Annotated in this window: 19 protein-coding genes; 4 read left to right on the forward strand and 15 right to left on the reverse strand. The window is 70.0% G+C overall.

Annotated features, from left to right (window positions below; genetic code table 11):
- Window positions 1-147 precede the first annotated feature (147 nt).
- Genes XM48_RS04485 through XM48_RS04500 form a run of 4 tightly spaced genes read right to left on the reverse strand, consistent with a single transcriptional unit; the run spans window position 148 to window position 6,165 of the window.
- Window positions 148-1,599: an FGGY-family carbohydrate kinase gene (locus XM48_RS04485; protein ID WP_046454601.1), complete on the reverse strand. Its 1,452-nt coding sequence runs from the start codon at window positions 1,597-1,599 to the stop codon at window positions 148-150.
- Window positions 1,600-1,617: 18 nt separating this feature from the next.
- Complete coding sequence (locus XM48_RS04490) at window positions 1,618-3,030, reverse strand: aspartate aminotransferase family protein (protein ID WP_231580802.1); 1,413 nt, start codon at window positions 3,028-3,030, stop codon at window positions 1,618-1,620.
- A 36-nt stretch (window positions 3,031-3,066) separates the two neighbouring features.
- Window positions 3,067-4,518, reverse strand: coding sequence for a M17 family metallopeptidase (locus tag XM48_RS04495; RefSeq protein WP_052961291.1), 1,452 nt, complete (start codon window positions 4,516-4,518; stop codon window positions 3,067-3,069).
- Window positions 4,519-4,521: 3 nt separating this feature from the next.
- Window positions 4,522-6,165, reverse strand: coding sequence for an ABC transporter substrate-binding protein (locus XM48_RS04500; RefSeq protein WP_046454602.1), 1,644 nt, complete (start codon window positions 6,163-6,165; stop codon window positions 4,522-4,524).
- A 145-nt stretch (window positions 6,166-6,310) separates the two neighbouring features.
- Here XM48_RS04500 and XM48_RS04505 point away from each other — a divergent pair, with 145 nt between their 5' ends.
- From XM48_RS04505 to XM48_RS04515, 3 genes are read left to right on the forward strand one after another with little or no spacing between them, the layout of a single operon-like run.
- The gene (locus XM48_RS04505) at window positions 6,311-7,273 is read left to right on the forward strand and encodes an ABC transporter permease (RefSeq protein WP_046454603.1); all 963 of its coding nucleotides are present in this window, start codon (window positions 6,311-6,313) and stop codon (window positions 7,271-7,273) included.
- An 18-nt stretch (window positions 7,274-7,291) separates the two neighbouring features.
- Window positions 7,292-8,314, forward strand: coding sequence for an ABC transporter permease (locus XM48_RS04510; RefSeq protein WP_084820989.1), 1,023 nt, complete (start codon window positions 7,292-7,294; stop codon window positions 8,312-8,314).
- On the forward strand, window positions 8,311-9,933 hold the full coding sequence (locus XM48_RS04515) for an ABC transporter ATP-binding protein (protein ID WP_046454604.1): 1,623 nt from the start codon (window positions 8,311-8,313) through the stop codon (window positions 9,931-9,933). Before XM48_RS04510 ends, XM48_RS04515 begins: the two co-directional genes overlap by 4 nt.
- Before the next feature lie 55 nt (window positions 9,934-9,988).
- Here the strand turns inward: XM48_RS04515 and XM48_RS04520 are convergent, their stop codons facing one another.
- Together XM48_RS04520 and XM48_RS04525 are read right to left on the reverse strand one after the other, a co-directional pair.
- Window positions 9,989-10,840, reverse strand: coding sequence for a GntR family transcriptional regulator (locus XM48_RS04520; protein ID WP_084820990.1), 852 nt, complete (start codon window positions 10,838-10,840; stop codon window positions 9,989-9,991).
- Between the two features lie 92 nt (window positions 10,841-10,932).
- A complete protein-coding gene (locus tag XM48_RS04525) occupies window positions 10,933-11,403 on the reverse strand; it encodes an OsmC family protein (RefSeq protein WP_046454606.1) in 471 nt (156 codons plus the stop codon).
- Between the two features lie 72 nt (window positions 11,404-11,475).
- Here XM48_RS04525 and gabT point away from each other — a divergent pair, with 72 nt between their 5' ends.
- Window positions 11,476-12,807: a 4-aminobutyrate--2-oxoglutarate transaminase gene (gene gabT, locus XM48_RS04530; RefSeq protein WP_052961292.1), complete on the forward strand. Its 1,332-nt coding sequence runs from the start codon at window positions 11,476-11,478 to the stop codon at window positions 12,805-12,807.
- A 94-nt stretch (window positions 12,808-12,901) separates the two neighbouring features.
- On the opposite strand, the gene XM48_RS04535 is transcribed toward gabT, so the two are convergent.
- The 9 genes from XM48_RS04535 to atpE form a co-directional block, all read right to left on the reverse strand.
- Window positions 12,902-13,939, reverse strand: coding sequence for a PP2C family serine/threonine-protein phosphatase (locus tag XM48_RS04535; protein ID WP_046454608.1), 1,038 nt, complete (start codon window positions 13,937-13,939; stop codon window positions 12,902-12,904).
- Between the two features lie 29 nt (window positions 13,940-13,968).
- A complete protein-coding gene (locus tag XM48_RS04540) occupies window positions 13,969-14,775 on the reverse strand; it encodes a YaaA family protein (RefSeq protein ID WP_046454609.1) in 807 nt (268 codons plus the stop codon).
- Between the two features lie 97 nt (window positions 14,776-14,872).
- Complete coding sequence (locus XM48_RS04545; protein ID WP_046454610.1) at window positions 14,873-15,136, reverse strand: F0F1 ATP synthase subunit epsilon; 264 nt, start codon at window positions 15,134-15,136, stop codon at window positions 14,873-14,875.
- A gap of 2 nt (window positions 15,137-15,138) precedes the next feature.
- Window positions 15,139-16,602: a F0F1 ATP synthase subunit beta gene (gene atpD, locus XM48_RS04550; protein ID WP_046454611.1), complete on the reverse strand. Its 1,464-nt coding sequence runs from the start codon at window positions 16,600-16,602 to the stop codon at window positions 15,139-15,141.
- Window positions 16,603-16,623: 21 nt separating this feature from the next.
- Complete coding sequence (locus tag XM48_RS04555; protein ID WP_046454612.1) at window positions 16,624-17,514, reverse strand: F0F1 ATP synthase subunit gamma; 891 nt, start codon at window positions 17,512-17,514, stop codon at window positions 16,624-16,626.
- An 81-nt stretch (window positions 17,515-17,595) separates the two neighbouring features.
- Window positions 17,596-19,221, reverse strand: coding sequence for a F0F1 ATP synthase subunit alpha (atpA, locus tag XM48_RS04560; protein ID WP_046454613.1), 1,626 nt, complete (start codon window positions 19,219-19,221; stop codon window positions 17,596-17,598).
- 54 nt (window positions 19,222-19,275) lie between these two features.
- Window positions 19,276-20,052: a F0F1 ATP synthase subunit delta gene (locus XM48_RS04565; protein ID WP_046454614.1), complete on the reverse strand. Its 777-nt coding sequence runs from the start codon at window positions 20,050-20,052 to the stop codon at window positions 19,276-19,278.
- On the reverse strand, window positions 20,052-20,597 hold the full coding sequence (locus XM48_RS04570; protein ID WP_046454615.1) for a F0F1 ATP synthase subunit B: 546 nt from the start codon (window positions 20,595-20,597) through the stop codon (window positions 20,052-20,054). Before XM48_RS04570 ends, XM48_RS04565 begins: the two co-directional genes overlap by 1 nt.
- Before the next feature lie 33 nt (window positions 20,598-20,630).
- Complete coding sequence (atpE, locus tag XM48_RS04575; RefSeq protein ID WP_046454616.1) at window positions 20,631-20,858, reverse strand: ATP synthase F0 subunit C; 228 nt, start codon at window positions 20,856-20,858, stop codon at window positions 20,631-20,633.
- Between the last annotated feature and the right edge of the window lie 35 nt (window positions 20,859-20,893).

The raw sequence follows: 20,893 nt of genomic DNA on the forward strand, positions 1-20,893 counted from the left end.
GAGGCCCGCCGGGACCCGCGGTACCGAACGCCGCCACGCGCTCCCCATCCGAGGTCCGGATCGCCACCGTGCCACCGGCCACGGGAGCTCGGAGCAGCAGCTCCTCGCCCCGGGCGAGCGCGGCCTCGAGGCCGCGCTCGAGGCCGCTCATCGGCCCGCTCCCGCGACGCGCTCCCGCTCGCGCAGGATCGCGCGCTCCTGCCGGGCCGCCAGCCCGCGCCAGAGCTCCTCGAGTTCGCGCCGCGGCTCGAACCGGCGGAGATCGCCGTGCCCGCGGGACCCGGGGGCGAAGCCGCAGGTCGAGGCGACGAGATCCGCCGCTCCGAGCGCCGAGTGGTCGGTCTCGAGCAGGTCGGCCTCGACGGCTCGCCCGCAGGCGTCCGCGAGATCCTGCAGCAGCAGCGGCGACCGCGCCGAGCTCCCCGCGACGAGGAGCCTGCCGTCGGCCGGCGGATCGATCACCGCGATGCAGCGGCGGGCCTCGAGCACGATCCCCGTCAGGAGTCCGCGCATGAGCTGGCCGCGGGTGCTCCCGAGCGTGAGGCCGGCGAAGCCGCCGAAGAGCCCCGGCTCCCAGAGCGCTCCCTGCTCCCCCGGTCCGAGGTACGGCAGAGTCTCGGGCGCTTCTGCGGGATACACCGATCCGGCTTCCGCGAGCAGCGCCTCCACCGACGACGCGCCGGTCAGGTCCGCCAACCAGGCGAACGCCGACCCCGTCGCCACGAGATCCATCTCCCAGCCGAATCCGCCGTCGGCGAGCGGGGTCACGAGCGAGCGCCCGCCGGGATCCGCTTCGGGGCTCGTCCGGGTCCCCAGGATCACGGTGCTCGTGCCCGAGATGATCGCGACGTCGCGACCCGGTCTCGCTCCGAGAGCGACGGCGCCCAGCACCGAGTCCGCGGCGCCCAGCGCGACCGGGATCCCGCTCGGCGCGCCGACCAGTCTGGCCACCCCCTCGACGAGCCCCCGCGTCTCGGTCGCCGGACGCACTTCCGGCAGCTCCGGCCAATCGCCCGAGGCGTGCGCACCGTCCGCGACGGCGCTCACCCCCGAGCCCACCGCGGTGCTCGGGTCGGTGAGGAGGTGTCCGGTGAGGCGCGCGAACACGTAGTCCTTCGCCCCCGCGATCCGGGAGATGCGGCGGGCCGCCTCCGGATCCTGCCGCACGATGCGGCGGTGCATGGGCACCAGGTAGCGGGCGTCGAGGTGCTGCCCGGTGCGGGCGTACGCCGTGGCGCCGGGATGGCGCTCCGCGAGTTCGCGCGCGTCGGCTTCCGCACGGATGTCCTCCCAGACGATCGCCGGCCCCACGGGCTCGCCCGCCTCGTCGAGGCAGACGAGCGTCGGCAGCATCGCGGACAGCCCGATCCCGATCCACTCCTGCGCGGGGGTCGCCTGCGCGAGCTCCCCCAGCGCGCCGACCACCGCGGCCATCCAGTCACCGGGGGCCTGCTCGGCCGCCCCGGGTTCGGGGCGGGAGGTCGGGTACGGGCGCCGCACCCGCGCGAGCACCCGTCCCGTCGCCGCGTCCACCGCGAGCGCCTTCGCGCTCGAGGTGCCGAGATCGAGACCGATCGCGATCGCCCGTCCGCCTGCCATACCGTCAGCCCCTCCGCCTCACGCCTTCGCGAACTCCCGAGCGAGCACGCGCATGGCCCCCGAGGCCGCTTCGAGCGTGTCGTCGATGTCTCGATCATCATGCACCAGCGAGACGAACAGGTTCTCGAACTGCAGCGGGTGGAAGAGCACCCCGCGCACGATCATCTCCTCGTACCAGCGGGTGAACACGCCCTCGCGGGTATGGGCGACCGCGTCGCGCCAGTTCTTGATCGGGCCGTCGGCGAACCACAGCTGGAACACGGTGCCGAGACCGGTCACGTAGGCGTCGATGCCGTTGTCGTTGGCGATGGCTTCGAGCCCTCGCGCCAACCGGTCGCCGAGCGCGCGCTGCCGCTCGTACAGGCCGGGCTCCGCGAGCAGGTCCATGGTCGCCGACACCGCGGCGCACTGCACGACGTTGGCGTTGTAGGTGCCCGAGTGCGAGTAGGTGCCGTCGGCGATGAGGCGCATGGCCTCCTTCGTGCCGCCGATCGCCGCGACCGGGAAGCCGCCGCCGATGCCCTTCGCGTAGGTGGTGAGGTCGGGGATCACGCCGTAGTACTCGTGCGCGCCGCCGCGGGCGATGCGGAATCCGGTGATGACCTCGTCGAAGATGAGCATCGCACCGTACTTCCGCGTCTCGGAGCGCAGCAGTTCCAGGTAGCCGGGCTCGGGCAGGATGCAGCCGGTGTTGAGCACGGCGGGTTCGGTGATGACGGCCGCGACCTCCTCACCGCGCTCCTCCATCAGCCGGACGAAGCTCTCCGCATCGTTCCAGGTGAGCACGACGAGGGTCTCGCCCAGTTCGGCGGGGACGCCGAGCCCCATCGCGACGGGGCGCGGACGGTCGGCGGGACCGGCCTGGTCGAGGTCGACGTGGTTCGACCAGTACACGCTGTCCTGCCAGCCGTGGTACAGCCCTTCGAAGCGCACGATGATGCGCCGCCCCGTCGTGGCGCGGGCGATGCGGACCGCCTGACCGACCGCCTCGGAGCCGGAGTTCGCGAAGCGGACCTGCTCCACGCCGGGCACGGTCGCCACGACCTTCTCGGAGGCCTCGATCTCGAGCTCGTACGGCAGACCGAAGCTCGTGCCGTGCTCGGTGATCGCCCGGGTCACCGCTTCGGTGACGACGGGGTGCCGGTGCCCGAGGATGTCCGGGCCGAGTCCGAGGAGGTAGTCGACGTACTCGTTGCCGTCGACGTCGGTGATGCGGGACCCGAGCCCCTGCTCCATGAACAGCGGGTAGGGATTCCACCCGTTGCGGGGCAGGCGTGCGGTGCTGCCGGCACCGCCGGGGATCGTGAGCTTGGCCCGCTCGAAGAGCTCGCGGGAGCGCGGGGTGCGGTCGGAGAACGCCGAGGCGAAGGTGAGGTCCATATCGATGCCTTTCACGGGGAGGGACGAGTCGTCGGTTCCGAACGCGATCAACTTATCATACTAAGTATGCATTGAGAAGGAAGCGGGTCATCTCCGATGCGCGACACCGTCGTGCGCGAGCAGCTCCGCGAGCATCAGCGCACCGGCGCCGGTCGGCCCCTCACCGAACCCGGCGATCGGGAACTCCAGGTAGGCGGTACCGCCGATATCGAGGTGCGCCCACGGGCGCGCGCCCGCGAATCGTGCGAGATAGGCCGCCGCGTGCCGTCCGGTATCCGGTCGGTCGAGCGGGGCGTTCCGCGAATCGGCCACCCGCGACTCCAGCGAAACCCCCTCCCCGTAGGGCAGCGGCAGGATCCAGGCCGGATCCGCGACCCGCTCGCCGGCGGCGACCACGCGCGCCGACAGCTCCTCGTCGTTCGACCAGATCCCGGTCCGCCGCAGCCCCGCGCCGCCGTCGGTCAGCGTTCCCACGTCGATGAGGGAGTCATGCCCGGCCTCCCGCAGCCAGGAGAGGCCGTCGGCCAGCACCAGCCTGCCCTCGCAATCGGTGTCGACGATCTCGGTCGTCTCCCCGCCCGGATGACGCACGACATCGCCCGGACGGGCCGATGAGCCCGAGACCGCGTTGTCGCACAGCGGGAGGATCGCCTCGATCGTCGGGCCGGACCCCGCTCCGCGCTCGTCCGCCGCGAGCCGGATCGCGGCGGCGACGGTCGCCGCGGCGGCCATGTCCGACTTCATCCACGACATCTCGCCGGCGTCCCGCTTGAGGTTGAGACCGCCGGAGTCGAATGCGATGCCCTTGCCGACGAGCCCGATGGACGGCAGCGCAGGATCCCCCGGCACTTTCAGGTGCGCGACCAGGGGCGGCCGGGAACTGCCGCCACCCACGGCCAGCACCGCGCCGAAGTCGGCACGACCGAGCCGCACCGCGTCCCAGACCTCCACCTCGACCGCGGGGTTCTCACCGCAGTACTCGACGATCCGCTGCGCCAGTTCGGCGGGGCCCAGGAGGTTCGGCGGCAGTTCGACGAGCTCGCGGACCCAGCGGATCGCATCGGCCCGACGCCTCCAATCGTTCGGCACCGGCTCGCCGACGGCGAAGACCGGCTCGGGCGCGACGCGCTCGGGCGACCCCGGACGCTGTTCGCCGATCCGGACCCCGCGCCAGAGCGCTTCGTCGCGCGAGGGATCCCCCCATTCCCACCAGATGCGGGCGGGCGATCCGTCGGCGACCTCGGCCGCCAGCCCGCCGAGGGCCAGCCCCGAGGCCCACGCCCGGGAGGCGCCGGACGGGGCGCCCGGACCCCGGTGCGGCGATTCGGCGCGGACCCCGATCACGAGGTGCGGGCCATCGGGACCGGGCACGACCGCGCGAGCGTGCTCGGCCTCCCCCTTCGCCGCGGAGAGCCAGTCGGTGATGCTCGCGGGCTCCGCACCGAGCGCGGCGGCGAGCGCTTCGAGACCGGCCGCAGCCGACTCGTTCAGCGGGTCGGTCCGCTCGGGATCCGGGAGGACGACGAGTTCGATCTGCACGGTTCAGCCTTTCGTCCGGTGCACCTGGATGAGCGTCTGGGTCGACAGGTTGTTGATCGAGCCGACGAGTGGCGAGAGCACGAATCCCGTCCACGCCGGGTCGTGCGCCTCGATCACCTTGGGATAGGTGAGCACCACGTAGGGCCGGTCGTCGAAGAGGATCCGCTGCATGCGGTCGATCGTCGCACGTCGGGCCGCGGGATCGATCTGCGTCCCCTGCAGCGTGTAGAGCCGGTCGTACTCGGGGTTGCAGTAGCCGCTGTCGGAGTTGTGGCCGCGGGAGGCGCAGGTGAGGGTGCTGAGCAGGAAGTCGGGGTCGACCGGCGGGGTCCAGTTCCACATCGCGAAGTCGTAGTCGAGGTACTCGTTGTCGGGGCCGTTGATGGCGTCGGTCGCGGCGTCGGGATCCATCTTGCGCTGCACGAGCCGGATCCCGATGTCTTCGAAACCGCGCTGGATCGTCTGGAACGCGCGATCCCCGGATCCGTTCTCCTCCGTGGGGAACACGAGTTCGTAGTCCATGCGCGAGCCGTTCGCCACGCGGATCCCGTCGGAGCCCTTCGCGTATCCGAGGCCGTCGAGGATCGCGTTGGCCTTCGCGGTGTCGTAGGGCAGGCCCGTGATCGCGGGGTCGTGGTACCCGGAGGCCGGGGACAGCACGGTGGATCCGGGCTGCGCGTAGCCGAGCCAGGTCTGATCGACGATCTCGGTGCGGTCGATCGCGTACTCGAGCGCCTTGCGCACCTCGGGGTTCAGGAGTTCGCGATGCTTCGGCTTCTTCGGGTTGGTGTTGATGATGAGGTTCTTGATCGTGACGCTCGGCCCGATCTCGACGGTCATGCCCGCGCGCTTCAGGGTCTTGACGGCCGTCGGCGGCGTCATCTGGCCGATCATGTCGAGCTGATGGCTCTTCAGCGCGGTCACCATGGCGTCGTCGTTCGCGAAGAACTGGAATCCGAAGCCATCGATCTTCGGCTGCTCGCCCCACCACTCCGGGTTCCGCGAGAACAGCATGATCTGATCCTTGCGGTAGGTGTCGAGCGTGAAGGGTCCGCCCGAGACGAGCGGCGCCTTGTTCTCGTAGGAGGTGATGCGCATGCCGTCCCCCGTCGCGAGCGGTTCCCAGATGTGCTTGGGCAGGATGTGCAGGGCCTGCATCTGCGTGAGCACGTTGCCCACGGGTGAGGCGTAGTGGAGCACGACGGTGTTCGTGTCAGGGGCCTCGGCCCGCTCGAGGTGCGCGACCCAGCCCGAGAGAATGCCCGTGGGGCCGTCCTTGTAGCGCAGGATCATGTTGGCGGTGAAGGCGACGTCCTCGGCCGTCAGCGGCTTCCCGTCGGACCACTTCGCGTCGGGCACCGTGCGGAAGGTCCAGGTCCGGCCGTCGGCCGAGGTCTCCCAGCTGCGGGCGAAGGACGGCACGATCCGCAACTGCTCGTCGTACTCGGTGAGGTGCGGGTAGATGTACTGGAACAGCACGCTCGAGTAGTCGGAGTCGGCGACGAAGGGGTTGAGCGAATCGACGAGCGAGGTGGTGCCGACTCGCAGCACATTGCGGCTCGCACTGTTCCCGGTGCATCCCGTCAGCGCCAGTGCGGCGGCGACTAGCACCGCGCCGATCGCCAGCAGACGTCTTCTCAGTTTCATGGTTCCCCTGCTTCTCATCGTCGAGGGAGGTGGCAACACGGAAGAAATTGCAACTTCACTTATCTTAGTAGACTGAGCATACTAGGTGACAAGACCTCGCGATCGGATTCTCGATCGCACAGCCCCCTCGAGGAAGAGAGGCGAGATGCACCGCAGGAGATACGTCTGGCGGCGAACGATCTTCGCGATCGTCACCGTGTTCGTGGCCGTGACCCTCAACTTCGTGCTGTTCCGAGTCCTGCCCGGCTCCGCCGTGACCCGCATCTCGCGCGTACCGAACGCCTCGCCCGAGCTGAAGCAGGCGCTGACCCGCGAGTTCGGCCTCGACCGGCCGATGTGGGAGCAGTACCTGCTCTACCTCAAGGGACTCTTCACCGGGAACCTCGGGGTCTCGTACGCGAATCGGCAGCCCGTGACCGCGAACCTCGCCGACGCCTTCGCCAATACGCTGCCCCTCGTGCTCACCGGCACGGTGATCGCGCTCGCCATCGGGATCCTGCTCGGGATCCTGAGCGCGGTCCGGCGCGGCAGCCCCTTCGACCACGTCATGACCAACGTGTCTGTCGCGTTCTACGCGTTCCCCACCCAGTTCCTCGGCATGATGCTGCTCATCGCGTTCGCCGGGCTGCTGCCCTCCGCCGGCATGAGCGACCCGTTCGCCGAACTCGCGACCCCGTGGGAGCAGTTCGTCGACCGAGGCGCGCATCTCGTGCTCCCCGTCGCCACGCTCGCGCTCACCCTCTATGCCGAGAACCTGCTCATCATGCGATCCTCGGTGCTCGAGACCCTCGGCGAGGACTACATCCTCACCGCGCGGGCGAAGGGGCTCTCCCGCGGCCGGATCATCCGCGCCTACGCGGTGCGGAACGCGATGCTGCCCACCGTCACGATGATCGCGCTCGCGCTCGGCAGCGTCGTGAGCGGCGCGATCCTCATCGAAGTCATCTTCTCCTGGCCCGGAATCGGACGCGCGCTCTACGAAGCCGTGCTGCACCGCGACTACCCGATGCTCCAGGGCGGCTTCCTCGTCATCACGATCACGGTCGTGGTATTCAACTACCTCGCCGACCTCGCCTACGCGTGGCTCGATCCGCGAGTCTCGGACTAGAAGGGCCAGGGCACCACCATGACGCATCCGGGAACCACCCTCGTCTCGCTCCCCCGCGGACGACGCCCCAAGAACCGGCGCAGAGGCGCCTTCGGGCGCGCGATCCGCGAACCGGGCGCCATCATCGGACTCTCCGTGATCCTCGCCTTCCTGCTCCTGTCGATCTTCGCGCCGCTCCTCACGCCGTACTCGAGCCGCGAGGTCAGCTGCGGGGTCTTCGAAGCGCCCAGCGCGGCGCACTGGTTCGGCTGCGACGACGGCGGCGTCGACGTGCTGAGCCTCGTGCTCGAGGGCGGCCGCATCTCGATGTTCGTCGGATTCGCGGCGGCCGCGATCTCGATCCTCATCGGGGCGACGGTCGGAATCCTCTCGGGCTACTTCGGCGGCTGGGTCGACACCGTGCTCATGCGGATCACCGACTACTTCCTCGTGATCCCGCAGATCGTGCTCATGATCGTGATCGCCGCGGTCTGGGGGCCGAGCCTCGACCACGTGATCATCGTGATCGGCGCACTGATGTGGACGAGCACCGCCCGCATCGTGCGCTCCCAGGTCAAGAGCCTGCGCGAACGCGCGTACGTGCGGCGGGTCGAGGCCATCGGCGCCGGGCACCTCCGCATCGTGCTCCGGCACATCCTGCCCCAGCTCGGCCCGCTGCTCGCGGCGAGCGCCGTGCTCGCCGTCACCGTCGCGATCTTCAACGAGACCGCCCTCGCGTTCCTCGGCCTCTCCGACCCGAACGCGATCACCTGGGGCACGATCATGGAGCGCGCCTTCAACCGCGCGGCCGTCTCGACGGGCGCGTGGTGGGCGATCGTGCCGGCCGGCGTCGCCGTCGCGCTGCTCATCGTCGGCTGCTATCTGCTGGGCCGAGCGATCGAGGACGCGCTCAACCCGCGCCTGCGCGTCTCCCACCTCGGGCTGCGCACCTGGGCGCTGCGGCAGAGCGCCTCGGACGATCTCGAACGCGCCGCCGCACCGGCGCCGCGGAAGCGAAGCGCGGGCGATGGTCCCGCCGCCGGAACGGAGGAGCGACGATGACCCCCACCTCGACGGACGCGGCACGGCCCGCGCTCGAGATCCGCGATCTCCGGATCTGGTTCCGGACCGATGACGGCGCCGAGAACGAGACGGTCAAGGGGCTCTCGCTGAGCCTCGCTCCCGGAGAGCGCCTAGGTCTCGTCGGCGAGTCCGGGTGCGGCAAGACGACGACCATCCTCGCCGCGCTGGGACTGCTCCCCGCGAACGCGACCGTCTCGGGGCACGTGCTGCTCGACGGCGTCGACATCATCGCCGGCGGCGACCGCACCGTCCGCCCGCACCGATGGACCGACATCGCGATGGTGTTCCAGGGCGCGATGAGCGCGTTCAACCCCGTGCACACCGTCGGATGGCAGATCCTCGAAGCGCTCCGCGTGCATCGGCGCTTCGTCGGCGAGGAGGACGCCCGGGTGCGCGAGTTGCTGGACCTCGTCGGCCTGCCCGAAGGCACCGAGCAGCGGTTCCCCCACGAGCTCTCGGGCGGCATGAAGCAGCGCGCGGTGATCGCAATGGCGCTCGCCTGCGAACCGAAGGTGCTGCTCGCGGACGAACCGACGACGGCGCTCGACGTCGTCGTGCAGGACCAGATCCTGCGGCTGCTGGTGGAGCTCTCCGAACGCCTCGGACTCGCGCTGATCCTCGTGACCCACGACCTCGGGGTGGTCGCCCAGAGCTGCACCCGGGCCGCCGTCATGCGCGACGGTGAGATCCTCGAGGAGGGCACGGTCGAACAGCTCTATCGCGCACCCGCGCACCCCTACACGCGCACGCTCTTCGAGTCGACGCCCGACATCGCGCAGGTGGCGGCGAAGCCGATCCCCGATCCCTCGCCCGCGCTGCTCGCCGTCGAGAGTCTCTCGGTCGAGTACGCGGGTCGGGGCGGAACGCGGCGGGCGGTCTCCGACGTGTCGTTCGAGGTCGCCGAGGGCGAGCTCGTCGCGCTCGTCGGCCAGTCCGGCTGCGGCAAGACCACGACCCTGCAGGCGATCATGGGCATGCTGCCCGGAGCGACCGGCTCGGTCTCGGTCGACGGCGCCCCCGCGCTCGGGATCCGCCGCGCGGACCGGCGGCGCCTCCGCGAGCGCGTGCAGATGATCTTCCAGGACCCGTACGAGTCGCTCGACGTGCGGTTCACCGTCGCCGACACCATCGAGGAGCCGCTGCTCGTGTTCCGCGCCTGCCGGGACCGCGCCGAGCGCCGCGAACGGGCGCTCGCGGCGCTCGAGGCGGTCGGGCTCTCCCCCGCCGAGCAGTTCATCGACCGCTACCCGCACCAGCTCTCCGGCGGCCAGCGGCAGCGCGTGGCGATCGCGGCCGGGCTGGTGCTGCGCCCTGCGCTGCTGCTCGCCGACGAACCGGTGAGCATGCTCGACGTGTCGGTGCGCACCGGAGTGCTGCGGCTGCTCGCGGAGCTGAAGGAGCGGGAGCGGATGGGGATCCTGATGATCACCCACGACCTCTCGACCGCGGCCGAGTACGCCGACCGGATCATCGTGATGCGGGATGGCGGGATCGTCGAGTCGGGGACCCCCGACGAGGTCGTGCACCGACCGCGGGACCCCTATACGCGACTGCTCATCGACAGCATCCCGAGCCCGGACCCCGCCCGGGCGGCGTGAGGCGGCTGCCGGACGCCGAGCGCCGAGTGCCGCGTGCCGCGTGCCGCGTGCCGGCTCAGTCGGCGCTCGGCGCGCCGAACGGGCGCACGTCCCAGCGGCCGGCTCCGGTCGGAGGCGGCAGCAGGCGCGGCCCGCGCTTGCCCGAGACGTAGAAGACGAAATCGTCGGCCCGGTAGGTCTGCAGGTAGGAGTCGAACGGCACGTCGTCGTCGGAGTAGCTCACCCCGCGCACCCGCATCACCGTGTCGTCGGCCCCGATGCCCAGCCGCTCGCGCTCCCACGCGGTCGGGCGGTCCACCTGGAAGAACTGCTCGGCGTAGGCCTCGGTGATCCCCGTGCGCTCCTCGATGAGTCCGTAGAGGGATTCGCCCGCCGCGAGGCGGTCCTCGTCGAGCGCGGGCGCCAGACTGAGCGGGATCGTCGCGAGCTCGGCGACCGCGCGCACGCCCCCGCGGGAGCGCACGCGCGCGATCTCCCACACCGGCTGGCCGCTCTCGATGCCGAGCGCTCGCACGTGGTCCGGGCCCGGGAGCCCGACCGCGATCCCGACGAGCTCGGTACTGAACTCGACGGGCGAGACGCCGTCCGAGATCGTTCCGAGCAGCGTGCCCGGCGAACCGGGCTGGCTCACCAGCCGCCGCTGCGCGACGAAGGTGCCGACGCCCTGATGCCGCACGATGATGCCGTCGTGAGCGAGCTCGTCGAGCGCGCGGCGCACCGAGATGACGCTGACCTCGGCCATCGCCGACAGCTCCGCGGTGCTGGGCAGCTTCGCGCCCGCCTCGAGCCCCTGGTCGGCGATCAGCCCCGTCACCAGGTCGTAGACGCGCTGATAGCGCAGTTCGCGTCCCGCTCGGGGCGCCCCGTCCTGGTTCACCGGCACCGCGTGCATCCTCTCGCTTGACATGATCAGTATGTCTGCTGCCGCGAGAGTAGCACGCCCATCCGGTTCGCAGGAGTCGGGACGGACGGAGCGGACGCGCTCATCCGTCGGCGGGCTCAGCCGGCGACCCGGATCACCGGCTCGTGCCGCACCGGGAAGTTCACCGACGACGCGATGAAGCAGTTGCGCCCGGCCTCGGCGTGCGCCGCCAGGGCCGCATCGACCATCGACGCGTCGGCGACCGTCACCTCGGGGTGCAGCACGACCTCGACGAAGCCGCCGCCCTCGCCCTGCTGCCGCATGGATCCCGTGGCACGATCGACGTAGTCCGTCACCACGACCCCGGCGCGCACCGCCGAGTGCAGGTACGACAGCAGGTGGCACTGCGCGAGAGCGGCCACGAGCAGCTCCTCGGGGTTCCAGCGATCGACGTCACCGTGGAAGGTCGGGTCCGCCGATCCTTCGAGCGGCGGCTTGTCGGTGCCGTACAGCAGCACCTGCCGACCGTACTCGCGATACCCGCTGGTGCCGGTCCCCCGGTTGCCGGTCCATTCGACGCCGACCGCGTACTCGTGGTTCCCCATCATGCTGCGAGCGTACCGCGCGGCGCGGCCCCCGAGTAGGTCGACGTCGAGATACCCCGGAGTAGGATCGAAGCCATGAGCAATGACACCATCGTCCAGGAACGCCGCGTCGTAACCTCGATCCCCGGGCCCCGCTCGCAGGAGCTGCACGAGCGCCGCCGGGCGGTCGTCCCGCCGGGCGTGCACAGCGTGCTGCCGGTCTACATCGACCGCGCGCACGACTCGATCCTGGTCGACGTCGACGGCAACCAGTTCATCGACTGCGGCGGCGGCATCGGCGTCACCACCATCGGCCACACGGACGACGCAGTGGTCGCTGCCGCGACCGCGGCGCTGCAGAGCGTCACACACACACTCTTCACCGTGACCCCCTACGAGAGCTACGTGCGCGTCGCCGAGCACCTCGCGAAGCACGTTCCGGGCGCTGGCGAGAAGCGCACCGTGCTCGTCAACTCGGGCGCCGAGGCCGTCGAGAACGGCGTCAAGATCGCCCGCAAGTTCACCGGCCGTCCCGGCGTCGCCGTGCTCGAGCACGCCTACCACGGACGCACCATGCTCACCGCGACCATGAACCACAAGGCCGCTCCCTACGCCGCAGGCTTCGGCCCGCGCGCGGGCGACGTCTACAAGGCGCCCAACTCCTACCCGCTGCGCGACGGCCTCTCGGGCGCCGAGGCCGCGGCCCGCACCATCACCTACCTCGAGAAGGTCGCCGGCGCCGAGGATCTCGCGTGCCTCGTGGTCGAGCCGATCCAGGGCGAGGGCGGTTTCGTCGTTCCGGCAGACGGCTACCTGCCGGCGATCGCCGAGTGGTGCCGCGCGAACGGCATCGTGTTCATCGCCGATGAGGTGCAGTCGGGTATCGCCCGCACCGGCACGGTCTTCGCGATCGAGCAGTTCGGCGTCGAGCCCGACCTCGTGCTCTCGGCCAAGGGCATCGCGGGCGGCCTGCCGCTCGCCGCGGTCACCGGCCGCGCCGAGATCATGGACGCTGCGCAGCCCGGCGGCCTGGGTGGCACCTTCGGCGGCAACCCCGTCTCGTGCGCCGCCGCGAACGCCGTGTTCGAGCAGATCGAGTCCGCCGACCTGCTCGCCGAGGCGAAGCGCATCGAGCGCGTGCTCGGCGACGGCCTGCGCGCCCTCGCCGCGAAGTACGACGTGATCGCCGAGGTGCGCGGCAAGGGCGCCATGATGGCGATCGAGGTCGTGAAGCCCGGCACGCTCGACGTCGATGCCGAGCTCGTCTCGCGCGTCATCGCCCGCGCAGCCCAGGCCGGCGTGCTGCTGCTCAACGCCGGCATCTTCGGCAACGTGATCCGCTTCCTGCCGTCGCTGAAGCTCACCGACGCCCTGGCCGCCGACGTGCTGTCCGTGCTCGACGAGGCGTTCGCGGCCGAGCTCGCCTAGCCCAGCGGTCCCCCGTTTCGAGAGCGGGCGTCACTCCTCCGGAGGGCGCCCGCTCTCGGCGTTCGGGGCCGTACGGCGAAAGGAAAAGCGGCGCTCAGCCGAGCGGGACGCGCACGGGCACCGTGTCCGGGCCCTCGTCGTCCGAGCCCGAGGCTGCGACACCCTCAGCGGGAATAGCGTCCTCGGAATCGGAATCGGAGTCGATCCCCACGACCTCGACGGGTTCGGTCTCGACGGGCGCCTCCGTGGCTGCCGCCTCAGCGCCGGCCCGGATCTCGGCGGGGTTCTCCCCGCCGACCGCGTCGAGCGAGACCCCGGCGATCGCGAGATCGCTCGTGTCCCGCGCCTCGCCCACGGCGTGCACGTCGATCACGACGACGGTGACGTTGTCGCGGCCCGCGTTCTCGATGGCGTGATGCACGAGCTGCTTCGCCGCTTCCTCCGCGGTGTCGGTCGTTGCGAGGAAGTGCTGGATCCCGATCTCGGTGAGCTCCTTGGTGAGCCCGTCGGAGCAGATGAGGATCCGTTGCCCGGGGATCAGCGCGAGCGCCGTGTAGTCGGGCGAGGGCGCCTCGTTGAAGCCGACGGCGCGGGTGATCACGTTCGCGTGCGGATGGAACTCCGCCTCCTCGGGCGTGATCGCGCCGGTGTCGATGAGGTGCTGCACGACCGAGTGATCGACGGTGATCTGGCTGAGCGCACCCTTGAAGTACTGGTAGACGCGGGAGTCGCCGATGTTGAAGACGGTCCAGGTGGGTTCCTCGGCGCAGGATCCCAGCGTCACGCCGGTCACCGTGGTGCCGGCACCCAGATCGGTCTCGCCCGCGTCGAGTTCGATGTCCTCGACCGCGTCCTCGAGCGCGCCGTCGATGTCGCGCTCGCTGACCGTGCGGTTGCCGCCGAGCTCGGCGAGCCTGCGCACGACCGCGGCCGACGCGACCTCGCCCGCGGAGTGGCCGCCCATGCCGTCCGCGACCGCGAAGACCGGCGGGATCACGACATAGCTGTCCTGGTTCACCTCGCGTCGGCGCCCGACATCGGTGATGGCGTGCCACGACAGCTCGATCTCGAGATCCGAGCCCGGGCGATAGCCGATGCGACGCCGAACGGCGTTCTCCCCACGTTCGGTCAACGTCTCTCCTCGGCAATCACTCGAACATCCTACCGTGCGGCCCGCTTGGAGCCCGCCCCGCCCGTCACCCCGGCAGGTGCGCCGAGCTCGGTCACGAGGGTCGCGCTGCCCGGCCGGTCTCCGAGTTCCAGTTCGAGCCCCTCCGCCTGCGCCCAACGGCCGAATGCCTCCGGGCCGTCGAGTTCCGCACCGGATCGCGCCAGGCGCCGCACCAGGTCGCCCTTGGCGGTCTTGTTGAAGTGGTTGAGCGCGCGGACCGCCCCGTCCGCGCCGCGCTGCGCCACCTCGAGCTTGGTTCCGACGCCCTCGGGCAACGGCGCGAGCGCGGCGTAGTCGTTGGATCGCAGGTCGAGGATCCACCCGTGCGCCGCCCAGTCCATGTCGGCGTGGGCGCGGATCCAGCTCCGCTTGAGCGGCGCCTCGAGCGCGGCGAGGCGGCTGCCCGCCGACAGGCGGTAGGCGGGGATCCGATCCCCCGCGCGCACGAGCCCGAAGAGCGCGGACTGCACCGCCACGTGCTCGCGCATCCAGTCGCGCGCATCGGCATCGAGCGAGACCGCATCGAGCGCGTCGTAGAGGACGCCCGTGTACCGGTCCATCGCCTCCAGCGCCCCCGAGGACCCGAGCACCCGATTGTGCTCGAGCTCGCCCCGCGCCTTCACGCCGAGCCCGAGCGCCTTCGCCGCGAGCTCCTCGTCGCGCGAGAGCTCCTCGAGCGCGGTGCGCACGGCGGCGCGGGTGCCCGCGAGCTGTTCGTCGTGCGCCAGATCCTCGGCCCGGTAGGGCGCGTCTCCGCCGGTGCGCTTCGTCTCGGAGGGCGGGAGCAGGATCAGCATGGTGCGGCTTTCTGGTGGTGGGGAAACGGCGGGGCCGGCCGCTGCTTCGAGTGAAGCTGCGGCCGGCCCCGGCGTTGGAAGGTACGAACGGTCGGAATCAGGCGACCAGTTCGGCGCGACCCGCCACGATCGTGATCGTGTCGTGGTCGACGGAGAGGAACCCGTCCTCGGCGTTGACGGTGATCTTCTCACCGTCGGTGCCGGCGACGCGGACCGCACCCTCGGCGAGCAGAGCCAGAAGCGGCTCGTGCCCACCGTAGATGCCGATCTCGCCCTCGACCGTCTTCGCGCTGACGTTGGAAGCGGTGCCGCTCCAGATCTCGCGCTCAGCCGAAACGACGCTCACGTTGAGCGTGGCCATGATTACGCGTTCTCCTTCTGGATCTGCGCCCACTTCTCTTCGACGTCGGAGATGCCGCCGACGTTGAAGAATGCCTGCTCGGCGACGTGGTCGAACTCGCCCTTGGTGATCGCATCGAACGACTCGATGGTCTCCTTCAGCGGCACGGTCGAGCCCTCCACACCGGTGAACTTCTTCGCCATGTAGGTGTTCTGCGACAGGAACTGCTGGATGCGGCGTGCGCGCGCCACGGTGATCTTGTCCTCTTCGGAGAGCTCGTCGACACCGAGGATCGCGATGATCTCCTGGAGCTCCTTGTTCTTCTGGAGGATCTGCTTCACCGAGGTGGCGACGCGGTAGTGGTCCGCGCCCAAGTAGCGGGGATCCATGATGCGCGAGCTCGAGGTGAGCGGGTCGATCGCCGGGTACAGACCCTTCGAAGCGATCTCACGCGAGAGCTCGGTGGTCGCGTCGAGGTGGGCGAAGGTGGTCGCCGGAGCCGGGTCGGTGTAATCGTCGGCGGGCACGTAGATGGCCTGCAGCGAGGTGATCGAGTGACCGCGGGTCGAGGTGATGCGCTCCTGGAGGAGGCCCATCTCGTCGGCGAGGTTCGGCTGGTAGCCCACGGCGGAGGGCATGCGGCCGAGCAGCGTCGAGACCTCGGAACCGGCCTGCGTGAAGCGGAAGATGTTGTCGATGAAGAGCAGCACGTCCTGCTTCTGCACGTCGCGGAAGTACTCGGCCATGGTGAGGGCCGAGAGCGCGACGCGGAGACGGGTCCCCGGCGGCTCGTCCATCTGGCCGAACACGAGGGCGGTCTTGTCGAAGACGCCGGCCTCTTCCATCTCGTGGATGAGGTCGTTGCCCTCACGGGTGCGCTCGCCGACGCCGGCGAACACGGACACGCCGCCGTGATCCTGCGCCACGCGCTGGATCATCTCCTGGATGAGGACGGTCTTGCCGACGCCCGCACCACCGAAGAGGCCGATCTTGCCGCCCTGCACGTAGGGGGTGAGGAGGTCGATCGACTTGATGCCGGTCTCGAAGAGCTGCGTCTTCGACTCGAGCTGGTCGAAGGCCGGGGGCGTGCGGTGGATGCTCCAGCGCTCGCTGACCTCGATGGTCTCGCCCTCGGGGAGGTTGAGCACGTCGCCGGTCACGTTGAAGACCTTGCCCTTGGTCACGTCGCCCACGGGGACGGTGATCGAGGTGCCGGTGTCGAAGACCTCCTGGCCGCGGACCAGGCCGTCGGTCGGCTTCAGGGCGATGGCGCGAACGACGTTGTCGCCGAGGTGCTGAGCGACCTCGAGGACGAGCTTGAACGGCTCCGAGCCCTCACCGAAGTCGATGGTGGTCTCGAGCGCGTTGTAGACGGCGGGGATCGCGTCGTGCGGGAACTCGATGTCGACGACGGGGCCGGTCACGCGAGCGATGCGCCCGGCGACCTTCGTGGTGGCCTCAGTCGCCACAGCGGCGGTTTCGGTCATGATTCTCTCTCTTCGCGTTTGCTAATCGGACAGCGCGTCAGCGCCGCCAACAATCTCGGAAATCTGCTGGGTGATCTCCGCCTGACGCGCGTTGTTCGCGAGGCGGGTGTAATCGCGGATCAGCGCATCGGCGTTGTCGCTCGCCGACTTCATCGCCTTCTGCGTCGCGGCGTGCTTCGCCGCGGCCGACTCGAGCAGCGCGTTGAACAGGCGCGACTCGATGTAGGCCGGAAGCAGCTTGTCGAGCACGGTGTCGGCGTCGGGCTCGAACTCGTACAGCGGGTTCGCGCCGTCGCTCGCCTCGGCCACGCCCTCGACGACCTCGAGCGGCAGCAGACGGTGCACCTCGGGGGTCTGCGAGACCATGCTGACGAAGCGGTTGTAGACGAGGTGGATCTCGTCGACGCCGCCCTCTGCGGTCTCGGTGTTGAAGGCCTCGAGCAGCGCTTCGCTGATCTCCTGAGCCGTCTCGAACGCGGGGCTGTCGGTGCCGCCGGTCCACACGCGCTCGGAGGCGCGGGCGCGGAAGCTGAAGTAGCCCTGCGCCTTGCGGCCGACCAGGTAGTACTTCACGTCCTTGCCCTCGGCGCGCAGCAGCTCGCTGAGCTGCTCGGCCTCACGCAGCACCTGCGAGTTGAAGGCGCCCGCGAGACCGCGGTCCGAGGTGAAGATGACCACCGCGGCGCGCTCGATGCGCTCCGGCTCGGTCAGCAGCGGGTGGTCGGTGTTCGAGTGCACCGCGACGGCGGACACCGCGCGGGTGATCGCCGTGGTGTAGGGCTCGGACGCCGCGACGCGGGCACGAGCCTTCTGGATGCGAGATGCCGCGATCAGCTCCATCGCACGGGTGATCTTCTTGGTCGTCTGGGCAGAACGGATCTTCTGCCGGTAGACCCGAAGTTGCGCTCCCATGTCTCTCCTGTGTCTGGTTGGGGCGGGCTGGTCGAAGTGGAGGAGGACCGGCGGGGGCGTGCGCCCCCGCCGGAGCCTCGACTACTTCTTGACGACCAGCTGCTCCTGCTTGATCTCGTCCTTGCCGAGCGACGCGAACTGCTCAGCCAGCGTGACGCCGGCCGAGGTGCGGAACTCGAGCTTGAACTCGGCGATCTTGGCCTCGAGCTCTGCGACGGTGTCGTCGTCGAGCACGTTGGTCTCGCGCAGCGTGGTGAGGACCTCGGAGTTGCGCTCGAGCGACTCCAGGAACTCGCTCTCGAAGCGGAGGATGTCCTCGACCGGGACCTGATCCATGTGGCCCTTGGTGCCGGCCCAGATCGAAACGGTCTGCTTCTCGACGGGGTACGGCGAGTACTGCGGCTGCTTCAGCAGCTCGGTGAGGCGTGCGCCGCGCTCGAGCTGACGGCGGCTGGCCGCGTCGAGGTCCGACGCGAACATCGCGAAGGCTTCGAGGGCGCGGTACTGGGCGAGCTCCAGCTTGAGCGTGCCGGAGACCTTCTTGATCGACTTCACCTGAGCGTCGCCGCCCACGCGCGAGACCGAGATGCCCACGTCGACCGCGGGACGCTGGTTCGCGTTGAACAGGTCGGACTGGAGGAAGATCTGGCCGTCGGTGATCGAGATCACGTTGGTCGGAATGTACGCCGAGACGTCGTTCGCCTTGGTCTCGATGATGGGGAGGCCCGTCATCGAACCGGCGCCGAGCTCGTCGGACAGCTTCGCGCAACGCTCCAGCAGACGGGAGTGCAGGTAGAAGACGTCACCCGGGTAGGCCTCGCGCCCCGGCGGGCGGCGGAGCAGCAGCGACACGGCGCGGTAGGCCTCGGCCTGCTTCGACAGGTCGTCGAAGATCACCAGGACGTGCTTGCCGCCGTACATCCAGTGCTGGCCGATGGCCGAACCGGTGTAGGGAGCCAGGTACTTGAAGCCGGCGGGATCCGATGCCGGCGAAGCAACGATGGTGGTGTACTCCATCGCGCCGGCGTCCTCGAGCGCGCCCTTCACCGAAGCGATGGTCGAGCCCTTCTGGCCGATGGCGACGTAGATGCAGCGCACCTGCTTGGTGATGTCGCCCGACTCCCAGTTGGCCTTCTGGTTGATGATCGTGTCGATCGCGATGGCCGTCTTGCCGGTCTGGCGGTCGCCGATGATCAGCTGGCGCTGACCGCGGCCGACGGGGATCATGGCGTCGATCGCCTTGATGCCGGTCTGCAGCGGCTCGTGCACCGACTTGCGCTGCATGACGCCGGGAGCCTGGAGCTCGAGCGCGCGGCGGCCCTCGACGCCGGCGATCTCGCCGAGGCCGTCGATCGGGTTGCCGAGCGGGTCGACCACGCGGCCGAGGTAGCCCTCGCCCACGGGGACCGAGAGCACCTCGCCGGTGCGGGTGACCTGCTGGCCCTCCTCGATGCCGGTGAACTCACCGAGCACCACGACACCGATCTCGTCCTCTTCGAGGTTCTGCGCCAGGCCGAGCGTGCCGTCCGCGAAGCGGACGAGCTCGTTGGCCATCACACCGGGCAGGCCCGCGACGTGCGCGATGCCATCGGCTGCGTCGGTGACGGTGCCGACCTCGGTCTTCTCTGCCTGAGCCGGCTCGTACGACGACGCGAAGTCCTTGAGAGCGTCGCGAATCTCGTCCGGGCTGATTGAGAGTTCTGCCATTTCGTTTCCTCTGTCTGGTCCGGAAGCGCCGCCCCCGGGGTGAAAAGTTGAGCCCTAACCCGCGAGTCGCAGGCGGAGGTCCTCGAGGCGAGCGCGGACGCTGCCGTCGATCACGTTGTCGCCGAGCTGGACGCGCACGCCACCGACGAGCTCAGGATCGAGCACGGTGGTGATGCGGACCGGACGGCCGGCGCTCTGTTCGAGCAGAACCGCGAGGCGCTCCTGCTGGGCGGGGGCGAGCGGCGCGGCGACGGTGACCGTCGCGAGTGCGTTGCCGCCCTGGTCGGCTGCGACGTCGGCCGCGGCGCGGAGCGCTGCGTTGACGCGACGACCGCGGGGGTTCGCGACCAGGTGGGTGACGATGCCCAGGGCGGCAGCCGAGAGCTTGCCGCCGAACAGGCGCGTCGCGAGCGCGACCTTGGCCGCGGGATCGCCGAGCTTGTCACCGAGCTTCAGCTCCAGCTCGTGGCTGCTCTCGACGACCGAGGCGGCCGCGAGGAGCTCGTCGGAGAGCGAGGAGCTGGCGTTGGCCTCGGCACGGATGCCGAGCTCCTCGATGCCCTCGACGAACTCGCCGGAGTCGGACCAGGTGCCCGCCGCGGCGGCGCGGAGCACGCCGCGCGCGCCGCCCGAGACGCTGGCGAACACGCGATCCACCAGCTGCCCCTTCGCGGCAGCCGAAGCGGACGCATCGCCGAGCGCCTTGAGCAGCGCCGGGGTGCGGTCGAGTTCGGCCGCTGCACCCAGCAGCTCGGCCCCGACCCCGGCGCCGAGCACGGGGCTCAGCTCACCGCGGGCCGCGGCGAGTGCCGCACGAGACGCACTGCCCATTACTTGGCCGCCTTCTCGGATGCTTCGAGATCGGCGAGGAAGCGGTCGACCAGGGCCGAGGCCTTCTGATCGTCGCTGAGCGACTCGCCGACGACGCCCGAGGCGAGGTCGATCGCGAGGGTGCCGACCTCCTTGCGGAGCGAGACGGCAGCGCTCTGGCGCTCGGCCTCGATCTGCGCCTGAGCAGCCTGCGCGATGCGGGTCTGCTCGGTCGTGGCGTCTTCCTTGGCCTTCGCGACGATCTTCGCGGCGTCGGCACGTGCCACGTCGCGGATCTCGCCGGCCTCCTGGCGGGCGCCCGCCAGCTGAGCGGTGTACTCCTGCAGCGCGGCCTCGGCCTTCGCCTGAGCCTCATCGGCCTTGGCGATGTTGCCTTCGATGGCCTCCGCGCGAGCGTCGAGCATCGTCTGCATCTTCGGAAGGAACACCTTCCAGAACGCGATGAGGATGATGAGGAACGCGAGCCCAGACCAGACGATGTCGTAGGTCTCCGGGATCAGCGGATTCCGGGCTCCCTCGGCAGCTGCGATAACTGCGTTATGCATCAGTGCCTCCCTTCCGAGACGTAGGGAAGCGAATTAGTTGGTGAAGATGAAGTAGGTCGCGATACCGATGAAGGCGAGCGCCTCGGTGAACGCGATACCGATCCACATCAGGACCTGGAGGCGGCCGGCCAGCTCGGGCTGACGAGCAACACCCTCGATGGTCTTGCCGACGACGATACCCACGCCGATGGCGGGGCCGATGGCGGCGAGGCCGTAGCCGACGGTTGCGATGTTGCCCGAGATATCAGCGAGAACAGACACAGTATGTGTTTCCTTCCGTGTGTTGAGCGCGGCGG

Source organism: Leucobacter sp. Ag1, from assembly GCF_000980875.1.
GTDB classification, from domain to species: domain Bacteria; phylum Actinomycetota; class Actinomycetes; order Actinomycetales; family Microbacteriaceae; genus Leucobacter; species Leucobacter iarius.